This is a genomic window from Novosphingobium acidiphilum DSM 19966 (assembly GCF_000429005.1).
GTDB classification, from domain to species: Bacteria; Pseudomonadota; Alphaproteobacteria; order Sphingomonadales; family Sphingomonadaceae; genus Novosphingobium; species Novosphingobium acidiphilum.
In genome coordinates this window covers 1-25,078 of record NZ_AUBA01000008.1, presented here as the reverse complement: position 1 = coordinate 25,078, position 25,078 = coordinate 1, and the positions used below count along the sequence as shown (strand labels likewise).

Here is a 25,078-nt window from a genome sequence, read left to right as displayed (position 1 = left end):
TGGATTTGGCATGGTGCTTGCCCTGGTGGTGGGCAACATGATCGGTTCGGGCGTTTACCTGCTGCCGGCCACATTGGCGCCGCTTGGCTTGAACGCGCTGTTCGGGTGGGCGGCCACGATCGTGGGCGCATTGTCGCTGGCCTGGGTGTTTGCGAGTCTGTCCGCAAAAATTCCCAAGGCGGGCGGACCTTATGCCTATGTCGGGGCGGCGTTTGGTCCCGGGGCCGGCTTTGCCGTGGCCTGGAGCTATTGGGTTTCGGTGTGGACGGGCAATGCCGCGATTGCCGTGGCGGCGATCAGCGCGCTGAGCAGCCCCCTGGTGTTCCTGCGCCAGCCGGCGATGGCGGCGGGTGCCGCTTTGGCACTGGTCTGGGCGCTGGTTTATGTAAACGTGCGCGGCGTGGCGCTGGCCGGTCATGTGCAAGTGGTCACCGCGGTTGCCAAACTGGTTCCGCTGGCGTTGGTGATGCTGCTGGGTGCGTGGTATCTGTTGCCGGCAGCGCATGTGGCGGCGGTTCCACCCGTTGCAGTTCCACTGAGCGGCGCACGGGTTGCGCAGGCGGCAGCACTGACGTTCTGGGGTTTTCTGGGGGTTGAGGCGGCGACTGTGCCCGCCGACAAAGTGCGCGATCCCGAACGCAACGTACCGCGCGCCACGATGCTGGGCACGGCCTTTACCGGGGTGGTCTATTTTTCGATTGCCGCGACGCTGCTTTATTTCGTGCCATCGCAGGTGCTTGCGCAATCGCCGGCGCCGGTCGCCGATTTTCTGGGGCGCAGTTTTGGGCCACTTGCGGCCGGTGCGATGGCCGTGTTTGCCGCGATCAGCGCGGTGGGCGCGTTGAACGGATTTACCCTGCTGCAGGGCGAGATGCCCTGGGCAATGGCACACGGCGGAGTGTTCCCGGCGTGGTTCGGCCGGGAAACGCCGCAAGGCACACCCGCGCGCGCGCATGTGGTGTCGGGGGTTCTGTTGAGTGCCGTGATGCTGCTGAATTATTCGGGCAGCACCGCAAACCTGTTCGCCGCGGTGATCGAGATCAGCCTGGCGGCGGGCATGCTGGCCTATTTCGCCAGTGCGCTGGCGGCGCTGAAGCTGGTCCGTGGCGAGCCGGTGCTGGCCGCTGCGGCAATGCTGGCGGCGGGCTATGTCGCGTGGATGGTGTGGGGGCTGGGCCTGCGCGCAGATGCCTGGGGCCTGGTGCTGCTGGCCGCGGGCGCACCGATCTACGGTTCGATGCGATTGTCGCGACGCGACCGCGTCAGGTCCTGCCGATCAGCGGAACAGCCCGACGATATCGCCCAGCTTTGACGTCACTTTGTCCAGATGATCCTCGGGCGTCATGCCCAGGCGCACCACCACCAGCCTGCGCGAAGGCGATACCAGCACATATTGGCCCAGATGCCCTTCGCAGGCGAACAGGTCGGCAGGACCGCGCCCGGGAAACAGCGAGGCATCGCCGACTGTCGCCTTGCGATTGAGCCAGATCTGCGCGCCGTACTGCGCCTCACGCGGGGAGGGCGTGGTCATGAAATCGATCCACTGACGCGGCACCAGCTGCACCCCGCCGGCCGCGCCGCGATGGCGCAGGAATTCGCCGAACAGCGCCCAGTCGCGCGCGGTGGCGTGGATCGCGCTGCCGCCGATCATCGTGCCCGCGGCGTCGAATTCGGGGGTGGCCGACCGCATGCCGACCGGATCGAACAGTCGCGTGTGCAGATAATCGAGCACGGCGCGCCGCCGCATCTCGGGATTGCCGCCGGGCGCCAGCACGCGTGCGGCCAGGTCGGCCAGGATCACGCTGGTGTTGGTGGAATAGACCCATTTGCGCCCGGCGTCATATTGCAGCGGCTGCGCCTCGGCATAGCGGGCCATATCGTCGCGGCCATCAAGGAACAGCATGCGCACTTCGTCCGAGTCATAGGGCGGATCGCCCGCCTCGACATGGTGCAGTCCCGATCGCATCTGCAACAGCTGGCGCAAGGTGATCTCGCCGCGGGGATCGCCGGGGCGCTGCCACAGCGGGATCGGCACCGAATCATCCAGCCGCAGCCGTCCGTCGGACACCAGCATGCCGATCAGCACCCCGGTTACCGATTTGGCCATCGACCAGCTGATGAAACGGGTGTTGCGGTCATACCCCGGGCCATAGCGTTCGGCGATCGGTCGCCCGTCGCGCCACACCAGCAAGGCGCGCGTTTCGCCCGCCTCGGGCGCGGTGAACAGCGCGTCGATGCTGCGGGCCAGATCGGCGCGCGAGGTCGTGCCTGGATCGGCCACGACTGCCGCCTGCGCCTGCGGCGCCAGCGGTGGTGCCACCGGCGCGGATTGGCAGGCGATCAGCGCTGGCACGAGCGCAAGGGGGGCGATAAGGAAACGGCGGTTGGGAATCATCGTTCCCGATCCTTCACAAAGATCGACGCGCCGGGCAATGGGTAACTCCACATGACAAGCACCAATTATCAGGGTTCCGTGCCAGACAGCGTGCAGCCGCCGCGCCGCCCGCTGCGACGGATGATTGCGCTGGCACTGATCGCGCTGCTGATTGCCGGGCTGGCGTGGATCTGGAACCCGGCCGGCCGCTATGCGCAGACCGGCGCGGCCTATGGCGCGCGCGTGGCCTGTTCGTGCCGTTATCTGGGCGGGCGCAATCTGGCCGATTGCCACAAGGACATGGAAGGCGCGGTCGGCTGGGTCAGCCTGAGCGAAGACCCGGCGGCCCACAGCGTAACCGCCAGCTATCCGCTGATTGCCCACCAGACCGCGGTGTATCGCGAAGGCTGGGGCTGCCAGCTGCAACCCTGGGCCAAATAGCGGTCAGATCCACCCCGACAGCTCGCGCCGTACCATCGCGTCGAGCAGTGCCATGCCGTCTGTGCCCGCGTTCAGGCAGCCCAGCGCCGCAAATTCGGTGCCGCCGGCACCCGTGAATTCCTCGCGCCCGCGGATTGCCAGTTCCTCCAGCGTTTCCAGACAGTCGGCGGAAAAGCCTGGCGCGGCGATCGCCACGCGGCGGGTTCCGGCGCGCGCTTCGGCCATCAGCATCTCGTCGGTGGCCGGTTCCAGCCATTTGGCGCGCCCGAAACGCGACTGGAACGTGGTCATCAGCCGCAAGTCCGGATGCGTGGCAGCAAAGGCATCGCCCAACAGCCGCGAGGTCTTGCGGCAATGGCAGTGATAGGGATCGCCCATGTGCAAGGTGCGTTCGGGCATGCCGTGATAGCTCAGCATCAACAGTTCGGGTGCGAAATCGAGCGCTGCGATCTGGCGCGACAGATCCTGGTGCAGCGCTACAATATAGCCCGGATCATCATGATAGGGCGGCAGCGTGCGCAGCGCGGGCAGGCGCCGCGTGCGCAGGATCCAGCGTGCCGCATCGTCCAGCACGCTGGCGGTGGTGGCGCCCGAATAGTGCGGATAGAGCGGCGCGATCAGGATGCGTTCGCAGCCTTCGGCGACCAGCGCGTCGAGCTGGTCGGCGATCGGCGGTTTGCCATAGCGCATGGCGTGGCGCACCACGACCGCATCGCCCATCCGCGCCTGCAACGCGCGCGCCTGCGCCGCGGTGATCGCGGCCAGCGGTGAACCGTCTTCGGTCCAGACCTGGGCATAGGCGTGCGCCGATTTCTTGGGCCGGGTGTTGAGGATGATCCCGCGCAGGATCGGTTGCCAGATCAGCACGGGGATTTCCACTACGCGCCGGTCCGACAGGAACTGTTTGAGATAACGGGACACCGAGCGTGTATCGGGCGCATCGGGTGTGCCCAGATTGACCAGCAACACGCCCACGCGCCCCGTGGCAACGCGCGGGTGATCGGCAGGCCAGTGCGGCGGATTGGAAACAGGCATCAGAATCCTTGCTGTGGCGTGATTTCGGACAAAGACCGGTTCGGACGTTTTGTCATCACGCTTTCAAAGTCCTTCGGACAGGAACGGCAGGCGACGAAAACGTATCCCGCTGGCAGAAAACAGAGCGTTGCCGATTGCCGGCGCGATGGCAACCATGCCCAGCTCACCCGGGTCGAACGGTTCGGCGTCGCTGGTGGCAAAGGCAACCGCAACCTTGGGGCAATCGGCCAGCAGCGGCAGGCCAAGACCGGCCAGTCGGCCCGCCTGTGGCAGGCCTGCGTTCCATCGCGCGCTGCCACCCAGCGCATGGGCGATGCCGAACATCAGCCCGCCCTCGATCTGCTGGCGCGCGATATCACGGTTGATGATGCGGCCAATATCGCAATAGGCCGCCACGCTGTCGACGCGGATGGCGCTGCCCTGCATATGCGCGCTGACCACCACGGCGATATGCCCGGCACGCGGGCCTTCGGGGGCGTTCAGGGTCATGGTGTGGCAGGCAATGCCCTGCCCCGACCCATTGCCACCCCCGCCCCACATGGCCAGGCTTGCGGCGCCTTGCAGGCATGCCACCAGACGCGGCTGGCTGCCCAACATGGTCACGCGGAACGACAGCGGCTCGGCGCCGGCGAAATGCGCGCATTCGTCGATGAAGCTTTCGGTCATGAACGCGGTCTGGGCATGGGCCCCCCCGCGCAGCCGGCCGACCGGCAGGCTGATTGCGACCGGCACATGGTCGAGCGCGCGGGCGGGCATGGCATAGATCGGCAGGCCCCCTGCCACGGCCAGCGGGTCGGCCGTGCCATTGGCCAGGCCTTGCGCGGTGTGGGCATCGCGGCCGCCAAACAGCCGCGCGCCGGTTTCCACCCCGCTGGATGGCGTGGCGATCCGCGCGCGCCATCCGATCAGGTGTTGTCGGGCCGGGTCGAAGGCCGCGCTCAGCATGGCGCTGGCCGGGGCGCGGGGATACCCGGCCAGCGTTTCCTGCCAGCGTGACCAGGTCAGCTGCACCGGCCTGCCGGTTTCGCGCGCGATCACCGCGACCTGTTCGGCGATGCGTACATCCAGCCGCGCGTCAAAGCTGCCGCCGGCGGCCAACGGGTAAACGGTGACCGCATCGCGCCCCACGCCCGCACCGCGCGCCGCCGCCTGCGCCGCCGCCTCGGGCGCCTGCGTGGCGATCCACAGTTCCAGCTGCCCGTGGCTGATCCGCGCGGTGGCGCAGGCGGGTTCGAGCGGGGCGTGGAGCGCGGGTTCGATGTCATAGCGCGCGCTCAGCGCGGGATGCGCCAGCAGCGGGTCGGGATCGCCCTCGGCGGCGATCCGGGTGGCGCTGCCGTGCCGCAGCGCAGTGTCGAGCGCGGCATCGATCGCTGCGCTGTCGACCACGCGGCCATCGCCGTGCGGATCGATGCGGAACAGCGGGTCCATGGCCGTCAGCGCGCGATCGGCGGCATGCCAGGTTTTGCCCACGGCGGCCAGCCAGCGTTCGCTGCGCACCACCGCGATCAGGCCTGGTACCGAACGCGCAGCGGCGGCATCGTGGCTGGCCAGGTGGCAATGCCCCTGCGGTCCGTGCGCGATCGCCGCATGGACCATACCGGGCAGGCGCAGATCGGCGGCGAACACCAGGCTGCCATCGACCTTGGCGGGCAGGTCAAGGCGGGGAAAATCGGGCGCGGCGGTGGGGCCGGGTACGGCCTCGGCCGGCTCGCGCGCGGGTGCTGCGCGCAAGGGTGCTGCGCGCAAGGGTGGTGCCGACGGCGGGGTTGACGCAAGCGCCGCATCGATCAGGCTGGCAAAGCCAAACCGCTGTTTGCCGCACACCACATGATGGTCGCGCGTGTCGCACGATGCCACCGGCACGCCGGCCTGCGCCGCGCCCGCCGCGATCAGCGCCGCACGCAATGCAGCCGCCGCCAGCCGCAGCCGCGGTTCGAACACGGCCAGCGTCGTGCCGCAGGCGGTCATCACCACCGGCTGGCTGTCCGCCTTGTACCGCACCAGCGCGTCGTCCGGGGCATCGCTCAGCCAGGGCACCCCGGCCAGTGCGCGTGGCAGCCACATCGTCGCCCACGCGGCGGCGATCACCGGATCGGCATAAAACCGGCTGACCGGGGCGGGCTCTACCCCCACCCGGCGCCAGTCCGCGCCCAGTTCCACCGCAACGATCTGCGCGGCCAGCGTGGTAATCCCCTGCCCCATTTCAAGCGCGGGCACCGCCACGCTGACCGTGCCATCGCGTGACAGGCGGATCAGCCCGTCAATCACGTGTTCGCCCTCGCCTGCCGCCAGCGGCGCGCGATAGCGGCGCGGCACCATCGCCAGCCCGATCACCAGCGCGCCCGCTGCGCCAGCACCCACCAGCACGGTGCGACGCGAAAGGGCGCGCGGCACCGGCATCAGCCGTGCGTGTCCAGCCAGCCGGCGATCTGGCGCGCGATCGCCATATAGGCATCGGCCAGCGGGCCGCTGCCTGCCGCCGGCGGCTCGCCCGCATCGCTGCCCTCGCGAATTGCCAGCGCCAGCGGGATACGCCCGAGAAAGGGCAACCCGCCGGTCTTCGCCGCATCTTCGGCCCCGCCATGGCCAAACGGATCGCTGGCTTCGCCACAATGCGGGCACAGATAGCCGGCCATGTTTTCAACCATCCCGATCAGCGGCACCCCGCCTTGTTCGAACAGGCCGATCGCGCGGGTGGCATCGATCAGCGCCAGATCCTGCGGGGTCGACACGATCACCGCGCCGGCCGGTTTGTATTTCTGCAGCATGGTCAATTGCACGTCGCCGGTGCCCGGCGGCAGGTCGACCACGATCACTTCGGCGGTGCCCCAGTCGGCATCGAGCAGCTGGCCCAGTGCATTGCCCACCATCGGGCCGCGCCAGGCAATCGGCTGACCGGGACGGACCAGATGCGCCATCGACAGCATCGGCACGCCAAACCGGCTCATCACCGGGATCAGCTGTTTGTCCTTTGCCTCGGGCCGCTGGTCTTCGGTGGCGAACAGGCGCGCCTGCGACGGGCCGTAGATATCGGCATCGACCAGCCCCGTGGGGCGCCCCAGCCGGTGCAGCGCAATGGCCAGATTGGCCGACAGCGTCGATTTGCCGACGCCACCTTTGCCCGAACCGACGGCGATGATCCGCCGTTTGCGGCGCGCGGCCGACATGCCCACGCGCAACGTCTGGACCCCGGCTTGCGCCGCAGCTGCCTGCAAAGCGCGTTCCAGTTCGGTGCGCGCCGCATCGGTCAGGCCCTCGGCATCGACCACCGCGCTGGCAGAGCCATCGGCCGCAAGGCGCACCGCCTGGATACGCGCGCCGGCCACGTCACGCAGCGCACGTTCCAGCGCAGAAACATCAGTCATCGTGTCAATCCGGTCCCGTGTTGAAATTCGCCCTATCGGGACACCCCCTAGCAAAGGAAAAAAGGGAACGAGACCTGTTTTTCTGGGGCAGGCACCCTATAACCGGACCTATGAATGGTCTTGACAGGGGTAAGGCCACCGATAGGCCGGCAAATGACGGTCTTGGCGTGGCCCAGCATGACAGCCCGTGGGGCGGCGCAGAAACCGCGCCAGCGCTGCGCGATCCCGATTGTGCCGCACCGGTCGAGGGCGAAGCCGCACCCGCACCCGCGCCAGCGCCCGACACGACTGCGCCACGCATTCCCGGCCCCTGGGACCATTCGCGACCCCGCAGTGCCCCCCGCCCGCCCCGGCGCGGGGCAACCGCGCCCGGCACACTGGCCGCGCTTGATGTGGCAAGGCGTCTGGTCGGGACCAGGCTGCCTTTGCCGGACACACGCCGGACCGTGTGGCTGGCCGCTGCCGCCGGGCTGGTGTGGCTGGGGGCGACGTCGCTGCATCCGGTCGGCGCGCACGACCAGGCCATCGTCGCCACGCTGGGTGCATGGGGACCGGTACAGGGCCCTGGCGTGGCGGTCAGCTGGCCCTGGCCGATCGGCACCGCCTACATCGAAGATGTCACCACGATGCGGCGGCTCACGCTGCCAGACGGGTCCGGCGAACATCTGATGATGACCCGCGATGGCGGCGCGGTCGATATGGCCTACGAAGTGCGCTGGCGGATCGGCGATCTGCGCCGCCACGCGCTGGCGCTGGCCAGTCCCGATACCACGTTGCGGCTGGCGGCCGATACTGCGATGCGTGCGACCCTGGCCGGGATGGATTTCCCCGCAGCCATCGGCCCCGGTCGCAACCGCATCGGACGCGAAGCGGCGCGCCGTCTGCAAACGGTGCTCGACGGGTATCAGGCAGGCATCGTCATCGATGGCATCGATATCCGCCGCGCCGATCCCCCGCAGCGCGTGGCCGAGGCGATGCACGCCGTTGCCGCCGCCCGCACCGATGCGGCTGGCGAAGCCGACCAGGCGCGCAGCTGGTCGCGCCAGTGGATTGCCCACGCCCAGGGCGAAGCGGGCGCATTCGACCAGATCGAGGCGCAATATCGCCAGGCACCCGAGATCACCCGGCGGCAGATGTATTACGCGACAATGGAACGCGTGCTGGCGCAAAGCGACAAGGTCATTGTCGATGCGCCGGGCACCACCACCACGGTGCTGCCGCCGCAGGCCGCTGCGGCGGCAGAGCCGACCGTCCACGGCACAAAGGCCGGCGATGGGCACTGATTTCACCGCGCTTGGCGCGCGACGCCGGCTTGTCGCGGGGCTCGGCGGGGCGGCCGTGGCCGCACTGGTTGTGGCATCGGTCATCGCGGTGCCGCCCGATCGCACCGCGCTGGTGCTGCGCCTGGGCCAGCCGGTGCGGGTGATCAATGGCTGGAATGCGCCCGAGGCCCAGGCGGGGCTTGCGCTGCGCGTGCCGATTGTGGACCAGGTTGTCTGGCTGGATCGGCGATTGCTGACGCTGACAGTCGACAACACCGCGGTCACCACTGCCGACGCACAGGCGTTGAGCGTCGATGCCTTTGCGGCATGGCGGGTGACCGATCCGGTGCGGTTCCATGCCGCGCTGGGGACGCCGGACCAGGCGAACGCAGCCTTGCGCGGGATCTTTGCAAGCGTCGTGCGGCAACAGCTGGGGCAGGGCACTTTGGCCGATGCGCAAGGCCTGGCACGCGGCAGCGGCAAGGATGCCTTGCGCGCCGCGCTGGATCGCGAATGGGCGGGCTATGGCGCCACGGTGACCGATGTGCATCTGTCGCGGGTGGCCTTGGCCGATGGGGCACCGCAGGATGCGGCGCTGGCGCGGATGACCGCCCAGGCGCAGGCCGATGCTGCCGCGATCGGTGAAGAAGGCCATCGCAATGCGGCGCTGATCCGTGCCGAGGCCGAAGCGCGCGCCTTGCAGATCCTGTCCGCCAGTTTCGGCAAGGATCCGCAATTCCATGAATTTTACCGCGCCATGCAAAGCTATGACGTGACTTTTGCGCACAAGGGCAACCACACGACCATCGTGCTGTCGCCCGACAATGCCTATCTGCGCCAATTCCGGGGCAAATAGGCATGCCGCATATTCAAACCCCGTTCAGGCGGGGAAGGTGATGTCAGCATTCCGGCAGCGCTTGGATTCGCAAGGTTTGCGCGCTGCCGGCAGATTGAAAGAGGACCAGGACACGTGCGATACGCTTATGGAGTTACTTCGGCGCTGCTCCTCGCCGGCAGTGCGCTGACGCTTGTCACGGGTTTTCCCGCAGGGGCCCAGGTTGCGCAGAATGACAGTGCGCAAATCGACGCAGTGGTGCCGCGCGCCGGCGCACCGGCCAGCTTTGCCGACCTGACCCAGCAATTGCAGCCCGCCGTGGTGAACATTTCCACGCGCCAGCGGGTCAAGGTTCAGGCACAGAACCCGTTTGCCGGAACGCCGTTTGGCGAAATGTTCGGCGGCCAGGGCGGACCCGGCGGCAACGGTGGCGGCAATGGGCAGACGCGCGAAGCACAGTCGCTCGGGTCGGGCTTTGTGGTGTCGGCCGACGGCTATATCGTGACCAACAACCACGTGATCACCGCCGAAGGCAAGGGCGAGGTCGAATCGATCACCGTGACCATGCCCGATGGCACCGATTACCCGGCCAAACTGATCGGCAAGGACGCGGCATCGGATCTGGCCGTGCTCAAGATCAACGGGACCAAGCCGTTTCCGTTCGTGAAATTTGGCGATTCGCGCCATGCCCGCGTGGGCGACTGGGTGATCGCGATCGGCAATCCCTATGGTCTTGGCGGCACGGTGACGCAGGGGATCATCTCGGCCGTGTCGCGCAACACCGGCACGGGTTCGGCCTATGACCGCTATCTGCAGACCGATGCCTCGATCAACCGGGGCAATTCGGGCGGACCGATGTTCGACATGCATGGCAATGTCATCGGCATCAACAACGCGATCTTTTCGCCCACCGGGGGCAGCGTCGGCATCGGCTTTGCCATCCCGGCCGAAACCGCAGCGCCGATCGTGGAAAAGCTGATCAAGGGCATGGCGATCGAACGCGGTTATCTGGGTGTGTCGATCCAGCCGTTGTCGGACGATCTGGCCAATTCGCTGGGCCTGGCCAAGCGGCGCGGCGAATTCGTGCAGTCGGTCGTTCCCGGGCAAGGTGCTGCCAGGGCCGGGATCCAGCCGGGTGACGTGGTGCTGACGGTCGATGGCAAAGATGTCACCCCCGACACGTCGCTGTCGTACATCGTCGCCAATATCGCGCCGGGCAAACATGTGCCGATCGAACTGATCCGCAACGGGCAGCGCCTGACGGTCAATGCCGTGGTCAACAAACGGCCGAGCGAAGAGGAACTGGCCAAGCAGAGCTTTGATCCCGAGCAGGGCCAGGACGAAGATGGCCTGGGCGCGGGCGCCAAGGGTGGCCACGATGGCGGATCGCCGGTTCAGCAGGCGTTGGGCGTGTCGGTAATCCCCGTCACCCCGCAGATCGCGCGCCAGCTGGGCGTGTCGGAAGATGTCCATGGCGTGGTCATTACCGAAGTCGACGAATCGAGCGATGCCGCGGCCAAGGGCCTGCAGCGCCGCGACATCATCCTGTCGGCCAATTACAAGCCGGTGGCGACGCGCGCCGATCTCGATGCGGCCGTCAGGCAGGCCAAGGCCGGCAACCGTGAAGCGGTGCTGCTGCGCATCCAGCGCAGCGGTCAGCCGCCGTTCTATTTTCCGGTGCGTATCCGCTGATCGCGCCCGATTGCCGAATGCGACGGGGCGGCGCCGGGCAACCGGCGCCGCCCTTTTTCGCGGGCAACGCAATCGCGCCCGATCCGCCCATCCATGCACCTTGTACGCGGCACCTTCGCCGGGCATATCTCCGCCGCGATCCGGCCCGTTCGGGGCAGGCGGGAGAACGATGATGACAAGCAATATCGCGGTGGCACGGGCCTTTTTCGAAGCGTGCGAAACCGGGCAGGGCTGGGATGGCTGCGCGGCTTATGCCACCGCCGATGCCGGATTTTCGGCGCAGTCCGGCGCGATCGCCGAAATCACCACGCTGGCCGACTATGCCGAATGGATGAAGGGCCTGCTGGGCATCCTGCCCGATGGCGCCTATCACCTGACCGCCTTTGCCGAAGATGCAGAACGCGCCACGGTTGTCGCCGCGGCTGTCTTTACCGGCACCCATACCGCCGATGGCGGGCCCGTTCCGCCAACCGGCCAGGCGGCGAAATCGGACTACGTCTATGTGATCAAACTGACCGACGGCAAGGTCAGCCACATGACCAAAGTGTGGAATGACGGCTGGGCGCTGAAGCAGCTCGACTGGGCCTGATCCGCTGATCCCGGGCGAAGTGCCTGGGCACCTTGCCCGGGAATGACGTCAATTCAGACCCGGCGGCTGGCCATGGCCTGGCGCCGGGGTACGCGGAGCGGGATTGGCGCGGCGTCCGGCCGCGGTTCCGGGTGGCCGGCCCGTGGCGCGATCAAGGAAATCGTCGTTGGCCGCCGCGCCATTGTCCGGCACAGGCGCGGTGTCGTCGCGCGAACGACCGGGCACATCGCCGCCATCGGGCGTGCTGGACTGGTGGTTGGCGATATTGCCGTTGGGATCGACAAAGAAATAGCTGTCGCCGCCGTTCTGCAGCGTTTCGTCATCGGGTTCGAGCTGTTGCGTCGGCAATTTCAGATCGGTCTGGAATTTTTCGGGCGGGCGCTTGGCGGTTGCCACGCGCATATACGCGGCAAAGGCGCGCGCCGGCGCGGTTCCGCCCTGCAGCCCCGGCACCGCCTTGGCATCATCACGGCCCATCCATACGCCGGTGGTGATCCCGCTGGAAAAGCCCAGGAACCAGCCGTCCTTGTTCGAGGTGGTCGTGCCGGTCTTGCCCGCCACCGGGCGCCCGATCTGGGCGGCGCGTCCGGTGCCGATTGCGACCGCGGTCTGCAGCAGATCGGTGATTCCGGCCGCGACATAGTCGGGCACCAGCTGCTGCGGCGCGTCGGCGCGATGGCTGTACAACACTTCGCCTTCGGTCGTGGTAACCTTGCGAATGCCATAGGGTGTGACCGATGCGCCCTTGGCCGACACTTCGGAAAAGGCGCGCACCATGTCGATCATGCGCACGTCGCTGCTGCCCAGCACCATCGACGGCATCGTGTTGATCGGGGTGCTGATGCCGAACCGGCGCGCCATGTTGGCCACCGCGCCAAAGCCGACTTCGTTGCCCAACTGCGCCGCGACGGTGTTCTTTGAATAGGCAAACGCGGTGCGGACATCGATCGGCCCGGCGTATTTGCCGCCCGAATTGCGCGGGCTCCACCCCTGGATCGTGACCGGTTCGTCGACCACTTTGTCATCGGGTTTGTACCCGGCTTCAAGCGCTGCCAGATAGACGAACAGTTTCCACGCCGACCCCGGCTGGCGCACCGCGTTGGTGGCGCGGTTGTAGTTCGACGTGACGTAGTCGGTACCGCCGACCATCGCCAGCACCGCGCCATCGCGGTCCACGCTGACCAGTGCGCCTTGCGCGCCCTTGGGCGCGTTGGCCTGAATCGCGTCGGTCGCGGCGCGTTGCGCGGCGGGGTCGAGCGTGGTCCACACCTCGATCTGCCGGTCGTTGTCTGGCAGGATCTGGTCGAGCTGCGGCAGCACCCAGTCGGTGAAATAGCGTGCCGAATTCTGGCCGGCTTCTTCGGCCAGCTTGACGTTCCTGACGTCGGCGGCCTTTTCCTCGGCCGGGGTGATCGCGCCTGCTTCCTGCATGGTCTGCAGCACGACTTGCGCGCGATCGACCGCGGCCTTGGCGTCGGCGGTGGGCGAATAATGCGACGGTGCCTTGACCAGCCCGGCAATCACCGAGGCTTCGGCCAGGCTCAGCTGTTCGCCCGAATGGCCGAAAAATTTGCGCGCGGCCGAATCGACACCGTAGGCACCTCCGCCGAAATAGACCTTGTTAAGGTACAGTTCGAGGATCTGGTCCTTGCTGAACTTGGTTTCCAGCGCCAGCGCCAGCACGATTTCGCGAATCTTGCGATCGAACGTGCGGTCGGAATTCAAGAATGTGTTGCGCGCCAATTGCTGGGTGATTGTCGATCCGCCCTGGCGCCAGTGGCCCTTTTCAACGCGCACCACAACCGAGCGCGCGATGCCGACCGGATCGACCCCCCAATGGTCGTGAAAGCGGCGGTCTTCGACCGAAATCATCGCATCCTGCATGACCTTGGGCATGCGGTCGATCGGGATCCATTTGCCGTAGCTGGGCCCCAGCGTGACGATTTCGGACCCGTCGTCGGCGCGCACCACGATCATCTGCCCGGCCTGGCTCGATTTCAGCCGTTCATAGCTGGGCAGCGACCGTGCGGTGGCCAGAACCGCCGCGGTCAGTCCGATCGCAGCCAAAAGCACGATCGCCAAAGTCCAGATCAGGGTGCCCCTGACCATACGACCCAGCCATCCGCTGCGACGCGGCTCATCACCCCCGGATTTGCGACGACGGGGATTGTCCGTTCTGGCCATCGGTCCTGCTTAGATCCCTGTTGACGATATGCGCACCATGCACGCCCCTAAGCGCGTCGGCACGCCATGCATAGGGCAAGTGTAACGCAGGGTTAACCGGCGTCGATGCGCGGCTTGCGCAAAAGCGGGGGATAGGGCGATGCGCGCTCAGTCTTTCGGCGTGAAATCGAGCGCCGCGCTGTTCATGCAATAGCGCAGGCCGGTTGGCGCCGGGCCGTCCGGAAAGACATGGCCCAGATGTCCGTCGCAACGCGCGCAGCGCACTTCGGTGCGGATCATGCCGTGCGTGGAGTCGGTCAATTCGACCACGGCTTCGTCCTCGGCCGGGGCGGTAAAGCTGGGCCAGCCGCAGCCGCTGTCGAATTTGGCTTCGGATTCGAACAACGGCGCGCCGCAGCCGGCGCAGAAATATTCGCCGGGTGCCTTGTTGTGGTCGTACTTGCCGGTGAATGCACGTTCGGTGCCGGCCTCGCGCAGCACATGATACTGTTCGGGGGTCAGCCGTTGGCGCCATTCGGCATCGGTCAGGTTGAGCTTGTCTGGCATGTCGCAGGTCTCCTGGTGGCGGTGCCTATCTGGGGGCGCGGGCGGGTCGGTTCAACGGGTCTGTTCAACGGGTCTGTGCGGCGGCAAGCTGGCGGCATTGCGCAAAATCATCGGCATCGAGCGTGGCCGCGCCACCGCTCAGCGCTGCGCGGACCGCCGCGCGTTCGCGCGCGATTGCGGCAGCCTGGCCCGCGTCATCAAGCCCGTGGCTTTGCAGCAGGGCATGCGCCGCAGCCGACAAGGCCGCCGATTCCTGCCGCAGTCGCGCAACGATCGGATCGCCCGGATCGCGGGACTCCAGCACCTGCGCATAGATGTCGAGCATGGCAAGGCATGCCGGCGCAGCGGGTGCCGGACGCGGTGGCACGACCGTGTCGAGTTCGCCCAGGCAAGACCGCGCCACGTCCGCCGCGCCGGCCGGTCCGATGCTGCGCGCGGCCTGTGTCAACAGATCGCGCACCGCATCGCCGGTCAGCCCGGTTTGCGTGGCCAGACGTTCGCCCACCAGTCCAAGGTATCGTTTGCCGCGAATGGCCAGCGGGGGCAGCGACAATGCATTCTTGTCGCCCCGGGCCTGCAGCGTGGCCACGACGGCAAACGCGGCAGCGCAGCGCACGTCATGCTGATCCTGCACGGTTATGGCCGGCACTGCCGGCGGTATCGGCTGGTTTGCGGCAACCAGGACCAAGCCGGCCAGCGCGAGCACCATCGATCGAAACAGAAAAGCCATGTCCACGGCCATAGCGGCGCGGGGGCAGGGGCGCAAAGCATCGTGTGAAAAGGCCCCCGGATGAACCAGGAATCATCCGGGGCGCCAGTGTCAGCGCGCCCAGAAGGGTGTCGATCAGGGCCTGCGCTGGAAAGCCGGGGGCAATCAGTTTCGTATCCGAACCTAATGCGTTACGTTGCGTTTTGCAATCTTGGACGCTGCACGGACGCAGTCGGGCCACGCAACAAGATGGACGCTTATAATTGCGCGGATTTTGGTCTATGCGGGCAGACCATGGATAAACTGCACGAACCCTTGTCCTGCCTCGAAGGTTGCGGTTTGCCGCTTGCGCTCGAAGCGATGGGCGAACGCTGGTCGTTCATGATCCTGCGCGCGACGTTCAACGGGGTGCGCCATTTCGAGGACTTTCTCGATCAGTTGGGTATTGCCCGCAATATTCTGTCAAACCGGCTTGGCCGGCTGGTCGAAGCGGGCATCCTGAAGCGCGAACATTGCGCCGATGATCGCCGCCGCATCGAATATCGCCTGACCGCCAAGGGTAATGATCTGTTGCCGGCGATGCTGGCATTGCGGCAATGGGGCGAAAAATGGGCGCTGGGGGTGCCGTGCAACCCGGTGCTGTGCGATGCGCGCGACGGCTTGCCGATTGCACCGATCACCATCCGGTCGCACGACGATCGCATTGTCGGCCCTGGCGAACTGGTCTGGCGCGATGCTGTCGATCTGGCCCAGACCAGCACACCGGGCTTGCGCATCACCGCCTGACCAGCTGCATGTCCTGCTGCTTTTGCGCCAGCGTTCGTTGCGCATGGTTCAGCGCTTGGTTGTAGCAATCGCGAAATTCTTCGATCTGGGGCTGTGTACGCACGCCTGGCTGCATGCCACACACGCTGGCCGCCGCTTCGCGGATGCGCGCGTTGAGCTGACCGCGACCCTTGGCCGTCGACAAATCGAGATCGCCATAGTGCAGCACCATCGAATGCACCTCGGTATCGGCATCGGCGGATTGCGCCATGGCCGGGCTGATGCCCAGGCCAAGCGCGGGGATCAGGACGAGACTGGCGAGCGCGGCGCGACGCCATGCAAATGCATGTGACATGATCGTTTTCCTTTGCGGTTTTACAGATGTGGGGCGAGACGAACCTTGGGTGGGAAACCGGCGGGGGTTCGTCTCCAACGGCCCCCGCCGGTCGCGTTGTGCGGCACCCGAACTTTCCGGGGTGGGGGTACCGCCCAGCGCTTGATCGTGGTGTGCCCCAGGGCGGCGGTGGATGCATCACAGGCTCGACCGGGGGCCATGATACCGCGATGGCGGGACAAACAACGGCCCGGCGCCGTCAAACGACATTGTCGGCTTGACCTTGGCATGCGGCCAACGGCAAGGCTGGATCAATGATCCGTCTGTTCCACATCAGCGACCTGCATTTCGGTCTGGAGGACCGCCGCGCGCTCGATTGGGTTCGGCAGGCGGTGCGCGACGAAGCGCCCGACGGGGTGATCATCACCGGCGATTTCACGATGCGCGCGCGGCCGCGCGAATTCGATGCCGCGGCGCGGTGGATTGCCGGGCTGGGGGTTCCGGTGCAGATCGATCCGGGCAATCACGATCTGCCCTATTTCAATCCGGTCGAACGCCTGTTTGATCCCTATCGCCGGTTTCGCAAGCTTGAGGCCGCGATCGAACGACCGCTGGTGCTCGATCGCCTGGCGATCGTGCGGCTGCCAACCACCGCCGCGGCGCAATGGCGGCTGAACTGGTCGCGCGGGATTGCGCCCAAGCGCGCATTGGCGCGCACGCTGGCGCAGATCGACGCCATCGCCATCGATACGCCGGTGCTGGTGACGTGCCACCATCCGCTGGTCGAAGTCGGCACGCGCGGCCGCGCCCTGACCAAGGGCGGCAATCATGCGCTCGATCAACTGGCACGCCGCGGGGTGCTGGCGGTGCTGTCGGGCCATGTGCACGATGCGTTCGACCTGGTGCAGCAAACCCCATCGGGCCCGGTGCGGATGATCGGCGCCGGCACCCTGTCACAGCGGCTGCGCACGACACCGCCCACGTTCAACGCGCTGACGCTGGTCGGCGGGCGGCTGACATGCAGCCTGCGCAAGCTTGAAGGTGTCGATGCGGCCACAATCGGCCGATATCGCTGAGACTGGGCCGTTTTCCGGCGGCCGCTTGCATTGCCACCCGCCTGCAGGCAGTCTGACCAACTGTGATCACGCAATTCGGGACGGGGCATGCTGACAATCCATAGCGAAGACCATCGGTTGCATCATGGTGCGGCCGAATTCTATCGCGGGCGGCTGGTGCCATGTTTTGAAATGCCTTCGCGTGCCGATCAGGTGCTCGATGCCGTACGCGGCGCGGGCCTGGGGCCGATCGTTGCGCCCGACCGGTTTGATCGCTCCGCGCTGACGCGCGTACACACCGAGGATTTCGTGGCCTTTCTGGAAACCGCCTGGGACGAATGGTCGGCTCTGGGCGAAACCGGTGATGCGCTGCCGTATGCCTGGCCCGCCGCGGACTTGCGCCAGGATGTGCCGCCCGACCATATCGACGGCAAGCTTGGGTTCTATGCAATCGATGCTGCGGTGCCGATCACCGCGGGCACCTGGGCGGCGGTGCGGTCGAGCGCCGATTGCGCGCTGACCGGCGCGCGCCATCTGACCCGCGGCGCGCACAGCGCCTTTGCCTTGTGCCGTCCGCCCGGGCACCATGCCGGTGCGCGCGCGATGGGCGGGTTCTGCTATTTGAACAATGCCGCGATCGCGGCGCAATATCTGCGCGATCACGGCGCGGCGCGGGTGGCGGTGCTCGATGTCGATTACCACCATGGCAACGGCACCCAGGCGATCTTTTACGACCGGGGTGATGTGTTCTTTGCCTCGCTGCATGGCGACCCAAGGCAGGAATATCCGTTCTTTCTGGGCCATGCCGATGAACGCGGCAGCGGGGCGGGGCTGGGCGCCAATGTCAATTATCCGCTGCCATGGGGCACCACCGGGGCCGACTATCTGGCAGCACTCGATTGTGCGATTGCCGATATCGCGGCGTTCGGGCCCGACAGTGTGGTGATCTCGCTGGGCGTTGATACGTTTGCCGAAGATCCGATCAGCCATTTCAAGCTGCGGGCCGACGATTTCACCGCGATCGGGCAACGCATCGCCAGCCTGGGCAGGCCGACGCTGTTCGTCATGGAGGGCGGCTATGCCGTGGCCGACATCGGCGGCAATGTCACCGCCGTGCTGACCGGCTTTTCCGGATGAGCCAGGCCGCCGCACCCGACGGGTTTCGCCGCCAGCTGCGCCTGGGCGATCTGGTGGCTTATGGCATGGCCTATATTGCGCCGATCTCGCCGCTGTCGACGTTGGGGGTTGTCTGGGCGGCCGCGCACGGGATGTTGGCGCTGGCCTATTTGCTGGGCGGGCTGTGCATGGCGTTCACCGCGTTCAGCTATGCCGCAATGGTCCGCGAAGTGCACAGCGCGGGATCGGTCTACGGCTTTGCCCGCGTCGTGCTGGGGCCGTTCGCCGGGTTTGTGGCGGGCTGGATGATCCTGCTCGATTATCTGCTGATCCCCGCGTTTGTCTATGTCGTGCTGGCAGTCGCGCTGGGCGAATTGATGCCGGGGATCGACCGCGGGGTGTGGATCGTGCTGCTGGCGGCGTTTACGACGGTGGTCAACTGGTTCGGCATCGGCTCCACCGCAAAAGTGTCGTTTGCCGCTGTGGTCGCCCAAGTGGCAGTCATGGTCGCACTGCTGGTGTTGGCAGGGTATGTCCGCCTGCATCATTATGGCGCAGCAGGTCTGGGTATCACTCCGTTCTACAGCACGCCGTTCTCGCTGTCGGCGGTGCTGGCCGGCACGTCGATCTGCGTGATGTCGTTTCTGGGATTCGACGCGGTATCGACGCTGGCCGAAGACACCGCCGACCGCAGCGGGCGCACGCTTGGCCGTGCGATCCTGCTGGTGCTGGCCTTTGCCACCGCGCTGTTCGTGCTGTCGGCGTGGGTCCTGGGCAACGCGATGCAGGGTGCGCACTTCAAAAGCCTGGATGCTGCCGCCTACGAAATGGCGGGACAGTTGGGCGGGATCTGGGCCGGCCTTGCCTTGGCCTGGGCCTATGCGATCCTCGTCGGGTTCAGCAATGCCTTGCCGATGCAGGTCGGGGTGGCGCGGGTGCTGTATGCCATGGCGCGCGACCGGCAATTGCCCGGCGCGCTGGCGCGGCTGCACCCCCGCTACAACACGCCGCATGTCGCCATGCTGGCATCGACTGCGGTGTCGGTGGTGGTTGCGCTGTGGCTGCGCCAGGCCATGGACCAGCTCGCCGCGTTCGTGAATTTCGGCGCGCTGTTCGGCTTTGCGCTGATTCATCTGTGCGTGATGGTCCATTTTGCGCGGCATGTCCGCCGCAACGTGATCGTGCACGGGATCTCGCCGCTGCTGGGCATCGGCGTGGTTGTCGCGATCATGTCCGACATGAACCGGATGGCGCTTGAACTGGGTGCAATCTGGCTGGTGTCGGGACTGGCCTGGTGGCAATTCCGGATCGTGCCGCTTGGGCTGGTGGCATCTGCAGACGCGATCGATCCTTTTGCCGATGCCTGATCGGCCATTGCCGAAATATTACTGCAAATCCTTGCGTTTTTAACATTTTGCACAGGGCTTCGTGGCACAAGCGCACGATGACCGGCAATCCGCCCTTGCTCTGGATCGCCAAGTGGCGGATCGCGACTCGGGCGCGCTTGGTGTCGTGCCTGTGCCTGATCGCATTGCTGGTTGGCGCACCCGGCGTGTCGCACCGCGCCAACGCGGGTGTTGACGCACGCGTCGACACGCTGTCGCCTGCCGCATTCTGTCATGCCTCGACCGCAACACCCGATCCGGCGCACGATCATGATGTGCCTGGCGGCCTGTTGTGCGGCGGTGACCCGGACGGATACCAGCATGGCAGCCTGTGGCTTGCAGGCGGCGCGCAGCTGTTTCGGCAGGGCGGCCATGTGCCGGTGTTGATGGTGCATTCATCGCGGTTTGACCGGCTGCTGGTCGGGTTCCGCTATGCCGATGGCTTTATCGCCTGGCAGGACGTTCACAGCGGCGATTTCTCCGGGCACTGGCGGCTGGGCGGCCAGCTCGGGTTTCAGGCGCCGGTGCGCACCGCGCGCGTGACCGGGCTGATCGTGCGGTTTGACCGGTTGGCCGCGGCAGAGGCGTTGCGGATGCGCCTGGTCCCGGCCGAAGCATCCGACCTGCAATCTGTTGCACTGGCCAGCCTGATCGGCGCCACGCTGATGTTGCTGGCGATCGGCGCGGTCTTCAATCTGGCGCTGGGGTTTGCCGTGCGCCGCCTGTTCCCGGTGCTGCAGGGCCTCTGGTCGACGGTGATGGTGGTGTGGGGGGTGATGTGGTCGCAATTGCACCTGTTTGTCCTGCCCGGCATGGCGGGAACGGTGTCGGCGCAGGTGTGCACGGTGCTGGCGTTGGCTTTGCTGATGCTGACCGCGCTCAGCCTGATCAGCGCGATCGAACCCGGCAAATTGCCGCGCTGGCTGGCCCGCGTCGCGGTGGCATTGGCACTGCTGGTGGGTTTGGCGGGCCTGCCGCTGGGCCTGATGCGATCGGGCGCGATCGTGGCGCTGGCCTATACCGTATCGGCGCTGTTTTCGGTGCTGGTGGTGGTGATCCTGGCCTGTCTGGTGATCGCCTGGCGCCGCGGCAGTGTCACCGCGCGGGCCTTTGCCGGTGCCTGGGTGGTGCCGCTGCTGATGATGAGCCTGACCGGTTATTTCAATCTGGGTGATACGCTGTGGGGCGGCGGCGAACAGATGCTGGTGCTGCTGTCGGGCGCCTGGCAGACGGTGTGGCTGTCGATCGCGGCCACGCGGCGCTTCACGCTGTTGCGCCAGGAACGCGATGCCGCGCTGGCCGCAGAGGCGGTGGCGCAGGATCAGGCTCGGCGAGACCCGCTGACCGGCCTGTGCAATCGGCGCGGCTTTGTCGAACGCATAACCCCGCTGCTGACCGATCATGCCGCCTCGGCCGACGGCACCGGTGCGCTGGCCCTGTTGCTGCTGGATATCGACCAGTTCAAAACGGTGAACGACCGCCACGGCCACGATGTCGGCGATACCGTGCTGGTGACGATCGCGCGACGGCTGCAACGCTGGGATTCGCCCGTCCAGATCGTGGCGCGGCTGGGTGGCGAAGAATTTGCGATCATGGTCGGCGGCCTTGGCCTGTTTGCCGCGCACAGGTTTGCCGAAAGCGTGCGGCAGGCGATCGCTGCGTGCGATCATGGCGATACCATCGGCAGGGATGAAGTGACTGTCAGCATCGGTCTGGTCATGGCGCGGCCGGGCGACACCTTCGGATCGCTCTATCGCGCGGCCGACACCGCGCTTTATGCAGCAAAGCACCAGGGCCGCAACCGGGTGATTGTCGGCCACAGCGGGATGCCCGCCACCGCCGACGGGCTGCTGCCGGTTCACGCCGAAATCGGCTGAATCCGGCGCCCCGCCGACAAGCATTGCCCGATCATTCGGCTTGTACCTCTGGCCAGTCCTTATATGCTACCTATCAATGACCGTGGTCCGATGATCGCGGCACAAGGGTGTTGGGGGAAAATGCCGATGGCGATCGAAACCAGCGTGAACGGCAAACCGGTCACGTTCCATGTCGACGATGACACACCGCTGTTGTGGGCCTTGCGCGAAGAACTGCGGCTGACCGGTACCAAGTTCGGCTGTGGCATTGCCGCTTGCGGCGCGTGCAGCGTGCATGTGGATGGCGAAGTCGTTCGCTCGTGCAGCGTGCCGGTGGGCACGGTGGCGGGCAAATCGATCACCACGATCGAAGGGCTGGGTACGCCCGAAGCACCGCACGCGCTGCAGACCGCTTGGATTGCGCACCAGGTGCCGCAATGCGGCTATTGCCAGTCGGGCCAGCTGATGGCGGCCGCCGCACTGCTCAGCCATTCGCCCCGGCCCACCGATGCGCAGATCGATGCGGCAATGACCAATATCTGCCGCTGCGCCACCTATGTCCGCATTCGCGAGGCGATCCACGCCGTTGCCGGCACATCAGCAGGAGCCGTGGCATGAAACTGCACCGCAGATATTTCCTGATCGGCGGCGCGGCTGTCGTGGGCGCAGGCGTGTTTTCGGTGTGGTGGGGTGACAAGGCGGCGCTGTCGCGGGCCAAGCAGCTGACCACCGGGCCGGGCCAGAGCTCGTTTGCAGGCTGGCTGAAAATCGCCAACGACGACACGATCACGGTCTATTCGCCGCATATCGATTTCGGCCAGGGATCGCACACCGCGCTGGCCCAGATGCTGGCAGATGAACTCGATGCCGACTGGAGCAGGATCCGCGTCGAACAGGCGCCTGCCGACTATGCCTTTGGCAACACCGCGCTGGCCAAGCTGTTTGTGCCCAGCCTGGCCGGCCAACCGGCGATGAAACATCTGCCCGACCAGGTTTTTTCGCTGCTGGCGCGCAATGTGCCGCTGCAGGTAACCGGCGGGTCATCGGCGATCCGCGCCACCGGGCAATATGGCATGCGCGTGGTCGGCGCGGCGGCGCGGCTGGCGCTGATCGATGCCGCGGCGGATCGGATGGGCGTGCCCAAATCCGAACTCGTCGCATCGGACAGCCGGATCACCCATGCCAAAACGGGCAAAGTGCTGCGCTATGGCGAATTGGCAGAGGCGGCGGCGCGGCAGGATCTGGTCAGCGAACCGCAATTGAAGACACGTGACCGTTATACCTTCATCGGCAAGCCGATCGACCGGTTCGACATTCCCGCCAAGGTGAATGGCACCGCGCAATACGGCATCGATTTCGCCCTGCCGCAGATGCGCGTGGCCACCGTGATCGCGGCGCCGGTGCGCGGCGGCACGTTGCAGTCGGTCGATCACGCGCCGGCGATGGCGGTCAAGGGCGTGGAAAAGGTCATAGCGCTCGATAATGCAGTGGTGGTCGTGGCCAGCGGCTATTGGCCGGCGTTGAAAGGCGCGCGCGCGCTTGCGCCCAAATTCGGCGATGGAGGGCATGGCGGGCTCAGCAGCGCCAGCATCTACGCCGCGCAAGGCCAACTGATCGCAGCGGGCAAGCCTGACAACCATTACACCACAGGCGATGCGGCCAAAGTGCTGAGCGCGCCGGGCGCCAAGGCAATCCGTGCCGAATACCGCGTGCCTTTCCTGCACCAGGCGGCGATGGAACCCTTTGCAATGACCGGATATCATGCGGATGGCCGGCTGGAAGTCTGGGGCGGCACGCAGGACCCGATCCAGACGCGCAACCTGCTGGCGCAGTTTTCCGGCCTGCCGGTGGATAAGGTGACATTCCACCCGATGATCATGGGCGGCGGGTTTGGCCGGCGTTTCCCCCCCTATACCCAGATCATCGAACAGATCGCGCGCGTGGCGATGCAGGTTGATCACCCGGTCAAGATCATCTGGTCGCGCGAAGAGGATGTCAAACAGGGCGCCTATCGCCCGCAATCGCTCGGCCAGTTGCAGGCCGCGCTGGACGCTGATGGCCGGATCGCGGCGTGGCAGACCGACTATGCCCAGTTTGCCGATGCCGAATCCGAAACCGTGTTCCCATACACGGTGCCCGCGACCGCGCGGCGGCATTACAAATATATCTCGAACCAGGTCGATGCCTATTGGCGCTCGGTCAATTCGACCCAGCACGGATTCTACAACGAAAGCTTCATGGACGAGCTTGCGCACCACGCCGGGCAGGATCCCTATCAGTTCCGCCGGGCGCATCTGCCCGCGGGCGGACGGCACCTGGCGGTGCTTGATGCTGTTGCCAAACGCAGCAATTGGGGGGCGCCGTTGCCCGCGGGCACCGGGCGCGGCATCGCGCTGGTCGAAAGCTTTGGCACGATCTGCGCGCATGTGATCGAAGCCGGCCTCAAACCCGACGGCACGCCGCAGGTCCACAAGGTGTGGGCGGTGATCGATTGCGGCACGACGGTAAACCCCAAAAATGCCGAGGCGCAGGTGCAGGGCGGCGTGCTGATGGGACTGTCCACCGCGCTAGGCGAAGCGATCACGATCACCAATGGCGCGGTCGATCAGAACAGCTTTCCCGACTATCCGATCCTCAAACTCGCCGATGCCCCGCTGGTCGATGTGCACTTTATCGAAAGCGACGCCCCGATCGGTGGCCTGGGCGAACCGGGCCTGCCCCCTGCGGCCCCCGCGCTTGCCAACGCGCTGTTCATGGCCACCGGCAAACGCATCCGCACCCTGCCGATCGCCCGGCAATTGGCATAACCCCCAAGGCCGCGCCAGACCCGGCGCGGCCTTGGCGCACGGCCAATGCCCACCGGCCGGTTAAATTGTTCAGTTTTCCGAGGTTTTTATGATCTCCCGACCGCCGGCCGGGAGGAAAAATGGTGCCCAGTCGAGATCGCTGAGTAAGACCAATAGCTTATCGCGGATTTTGAGCACCCAAGAGGACCTGGTCAAAGAGGTATTATCGGGATAGCGTTCAGCTATGGCACATGCATGGGATAACGGCGAAATCGATCTGATCGTAGCGGATTATTTTGCCATACTGGGTAGCGAATTGTCTGGAGATGTCGTCAACAAGGCGGCGCACAATCGCGCGCTTCAAAAGATACTCCCACGGAACCGAGGCTCGATCGAATTTAAGCACCAGAACATCAGCGCCATCATGCTAGGCGGCGTGGACAAATTTGGGGTTCTCAATCATCGAGCGTCACAAGCAGGCACGCCCGAAAGGTGCCTTCCGCAGTGTCCTGCCGGTGCCAGATTTTGACGACGTTATAATACTCGAAAAAGCCTTCCGTATCTCGGGCAAGGTGTTCGCCAACGCGCGGCAGGAAGTCGAAGTCGGCTACGAATAGTAGCTTTTCCGGATCCTCGCCCTCAAACACTTCCACCAAAGCCATAAAGTCCTCCGTGCAGGCATAATTGCAATATTGGCCAGTCCCGGCAACGCCTTACGCTGAGAACGATTGACGAGGCGCGAGAGG

The 25,078-nt window shown here is 66.1% G+C and carries 22 protein-coding genes; 13 read left to right on the top strand and 9 right to left on the bottom strand.

Going from position 1 to position 25,078, the window contains the following annotated elements; translation table 11 throughout:
• Nucleotides 1-10 precede the first annotated feature (10 nt).
• Entirely contained in the window at nucleotides 11-1,312 is a 1,302-nt protein-coding gene (locus G404_RS0108610; protein ID WP_245584454.1) for an amino acid permease, read from the top strand.
• Here the strand turns inward: G404_RS0108610 and G404_RS0108605 are convergent.
• Nucleotides 1,277-2,395: a serine hydrolase domain-containing protein gene (locus G404_RS0108605; protein ID WP_028640718.1), complete on the bottom strand. Its 1,119-nt coding sequence runs from the start codon at nucleotides 2,393-2,395 to the stop codon at nucleotides 1,277-1,279. The genes G404_RS0108610 and G404_RS0108605 overlap by 36 nt on opposite strands.
• 51 nt (nucleotides 2,396-2,446) lie before the next feature.
• Between G404_RS0108605 and G404_RS0108600 the strand changes: the two genes are divergently transcribed.
• Nucleotides 2,447-2,815 (top strand): hypothetical protein, encoded by a 369-nt coding sequence (locus G404_RS0108600; protein WP_245584453.1) that lies wholly within the window; start codon nucleotides 2,447-2,449, stop codon nucleotides 2,813-2,815.
• Nucleotides 2,816-2,818: 3 nt separating this feature from the next.
• On the opposite strand, the gene hemH is transcribed toward G404_RS0108600, so the two are convergent.
• From hemH to G404_RS0108585, 3 genes are all read right to left on the bottom strand, one after another.
• Complete coding sequence (gene hemH, locus G404_RS0108595) at nucleotides 2,819-3,850, bottom strand: ferrochelatase (RefSeq protein ID WP_028640716.1); 1,032 nt, start codon at nucleotides 3,848-3,850, stop codon at nucleotides 2,819-2,821.
• A gap of 63 nt (nucleotides 3,851-3,913) precedes the next feature.
• A complete protein-coding gene (locus G404_RS0108590) occupies nucleotides 3,914-6,247 on the bottom strand; it encodes a molybdopterin cofactor-binding domain-containing protein (protein ID WP_425411625.1) in 2,334 nt (777 codons plus the stop codon).
• A gap of 5 nt (nucleotides 6,248-6,252) precedes the next feature.
• On the bottom strand, nucleotides 6,253-7,218 hold the full coding sequence (locus G404_RS0108585; RefSeq protein ID WP_028640714.1) for an Mrp/NBP35 family ATP-binding protein: 966 nt from the start codon (nucleotides 7,216-7,218) through the stop codon (nucleotides 6,253-6,255).
• A gap of 167 nt (nucleotides 7,219-7,385) precedes the next feature.
• On the opposite strand from G404_RS0108585, the gene hflK reads away from it, so the two are divergent.
• The 4 genes from hflK to G404_RS0108565 all read left to right on the top strand — a co-directional run bounded on the left by hflK (nucleotide 7,386) and on the right by G404_RS0108565 (nucleotide 11,596).
• Nucleotides 7,386-8,501: a protease modulator HflK gene (gene hflK, locus G404_RS18585; RefSeq protein ID WP_051280416.1), complete on the top strand. Its 1,116-nt coding sequence runs from the start codon at nucleotides 7,386-7,388 to the stop codon at nucleotides 8,499-8,501.
• Nucleotides 8,491-9,336, top strand: coding sequence for an SPFH domain-containing protein (locus G404_RS0108575; protein ID WP_028640713.1), 846 nt, complete (start codon nucleotides 8,491-8,493; stop codon nucleotides 9,334-9,336). Before hflK ends, G404_RS0108575 begins: the two co-directional genes overlap by 11 nt.
• A 114-nt stretch (nucleotides 9,337-9,450) precedes the next feature.
• Nucleotides 9,451-11,007, top strand: a complete 1,557-nt coding sequence (locus G404_RS0108570; protein ID WP_028640712.1) for a Do family serine endopeptidase — start codon at nucleotides 9,451-9,453, stop codon at nucleotides 11,005-11,007.
• Nucleotides 11,008-11,176: 169 nt separating this feature from the next.
• The gene (locus G404_RS0108565) at nucleotides 11,177-11,596 is read left to right on the top strand and encodes an ester cyclase (RefSeq protein WP_211230756.1); all 420 of its coding nucleotides are present in this window, start codon (nucleotides 11,177-11,179) and stop codon (nucleotides 11,594-11,596) included.
• 48 nt (nucleotides 11,597-11,644) lie between these two features.
• Here the strand turns inward: G404_RS0108565 and G404_RS18580 are convergent, their stop codons facing one another.
• The 3 genes from G404_RS18580 to G404_RS19820 form a co-directional block, all read right to left on the bottom strand.
• The gene (locus G404_RS18580; protein WP_036520852.1) at nucleotides 11,645-13,780 is read right to left on the bottom strand and encodes a transglycosylase domain-containing protein; all 2,136 of its coding nucleotides are present in this window, start codon (nucleotides 13,778-13,780) and stop codon (nucleotides 11,645-11,647) included.
• 147 nt (nucleotides 13,781-13,927) lie between these two features.
• A complete protein-coding gene (gene msrB / locus G404_RS0108555) occupies nucleotides 13,928-14,326 on the bottom strand; it encodes a peptide-methionine (R)-S-oxide reductase MsrB (protein WP_028640710.1) in 399 nt (132 codons plus the stop codon).
• A 64-nt stretch (nucleotides 14,327-14,390) separates the two neighbouring features.
• Nucleotides 14,391-15,056 carry a hypothetical protein gene (locus tag G404_RS19820; RefSeq protein ID WP_156906247.1) on the bottom strand — a complete coding sequence of 222 codons (666 nt, stop codon included), beginning with the start codon at nucleotides 15,054-15,056 and terminating at the stop codon, nucleotides 14,391-14,393.
• Nucleotides 15,057-15,329: 273 nt separating this feature from the next.
• Here G404_RS19820 and G404_RS0108545 point away from each other — a divergent pair, with 273 nt between their 5' ends.
• A complete protein-coding gene (locus tag G404_RS0108545) occupies nucleotides 15,330-15,821 on the top strand; it encodes a winged helix-turn-helix transcriptional regulator (protein WP_211230755.1) in 492 nt (163 codons plus the stop codon).
• Here the strand turns inward: G404_RS0108545 and G404_RS18570 are convergent.
• Nucleotides 15,811-16,155 (bottom strand): UrcA family protein, encoded by a 345-nt coding sequence (locus tag G404_RS18570; protein WP_051280412.1) that lies wholly within the window; start codon nucleotides 16,153-16,155, stop codon nucleotides 15,811-15,813. The two genes, G404_RS0108545 and G404_RS18570, sit on opposite strands and share 11 nt — an antisense overlap.
• Before the next feature lie 293 nt (nucleotides 16,156-16,448).
• Here G404_RS18570 and G404_RS0108535 point away from each other — a divergent pair, with 293 nt between their 5' ends.
• From G404_RS0108535 to G404_RS18555, 6 genes are all read left to right on the top strand, one after another.
• Nucleotides 16,449-17,210: a metallophosphoesterase family protein gene (locus G404_RS0108535; RefSeq protein WP_028640708.1), complete on the top strand. Its 762-nt coding sequence runs from the start codon at nucleotides 16,449-16,451 to the stop codon at nucleotides 17,208-17,210.
• An 87-nt stretch (nucleotides 17,211-17,297) separates the two neighbouring features.
• Entirely contained in the window at nucleotides 17,298-18,326 is a 1,029-nt protein-coding gene (locus G404_RS0108530; protein WP_028640707.1) for a histone deacetylase family protein, read from the top strand.
• Nucleotides 18,323-19,672, top strand: coding sequence for an APC family permease (locus G404_RS18565; protein ID WP_084601178.1), 1,350 nt, complete (start codon nucleotides 18,323-18,325; stop codon nucleotides 19,670-19,672). The genes G404_RS0108530 and G404_RS18565 overlap by 4 nt, the downstream gene beginning before the upstream one ends.
• Before the next feature lie 77 nt (nucleotides 19,673-19,749).
• A complete protein-coding gene (locus tag G404_RS18560; RefSeq protein WP_084601176.1) occupies nucleotides 19,750-21,567 on the top strand; it encodes a GGDEF domain-containing protein in 1,818 nt (605 codons plus the stop codon).
• 126 nt (nucleotides 21,568-21,693) lie between these two features.
• Nucleotides 21,694-22,164 carry a (2Fe-2S)-binding protein gene (locus G404_RS0108515; RefSeq protein WP_245584452.1) on the top strand — a complete coding sequence of 157 codons (471 nt, stop codon included), beginning with the start codon at nucleotides 21,694-21,696 and terminating at the stop codon, nucleotides 22,162-22,164.
• Entirely contained in the window at nucleotides 22,161-24,353 is a 2,193-nt protein-coding gene (locus G404_RS18555) for a xanthine dehydrogenase family protein molybdopterin-binding subunit (RefSeq protein WP_036520850.1), read from the top strand. The genes G404_RS0108515 and G404_RS18555 overlap by 4 nt, the downstream gene beginning before the upstream one ends.
• Before the next feature lie 434 nt (nucleotides 24,354-24,787).
• On the opposite strand, the gene G404_RS0108500 is transcribed toward G404_RS18555, so the two are convergent.
• Nucleotides 24,788-24,994 (bottom strand): hypothetical protein, encoded by a 207-nt coding sequence (locus tag G404_RS0108500; RefSeq protein WP_028639520.1) that lies wholly within the window; start codon nucleotides 24,992-24,994, stop codon nucleotides 24,788-24,790.
• Nucleotides 24,995-25,078 lie beyond the last annotated feature (84 nt).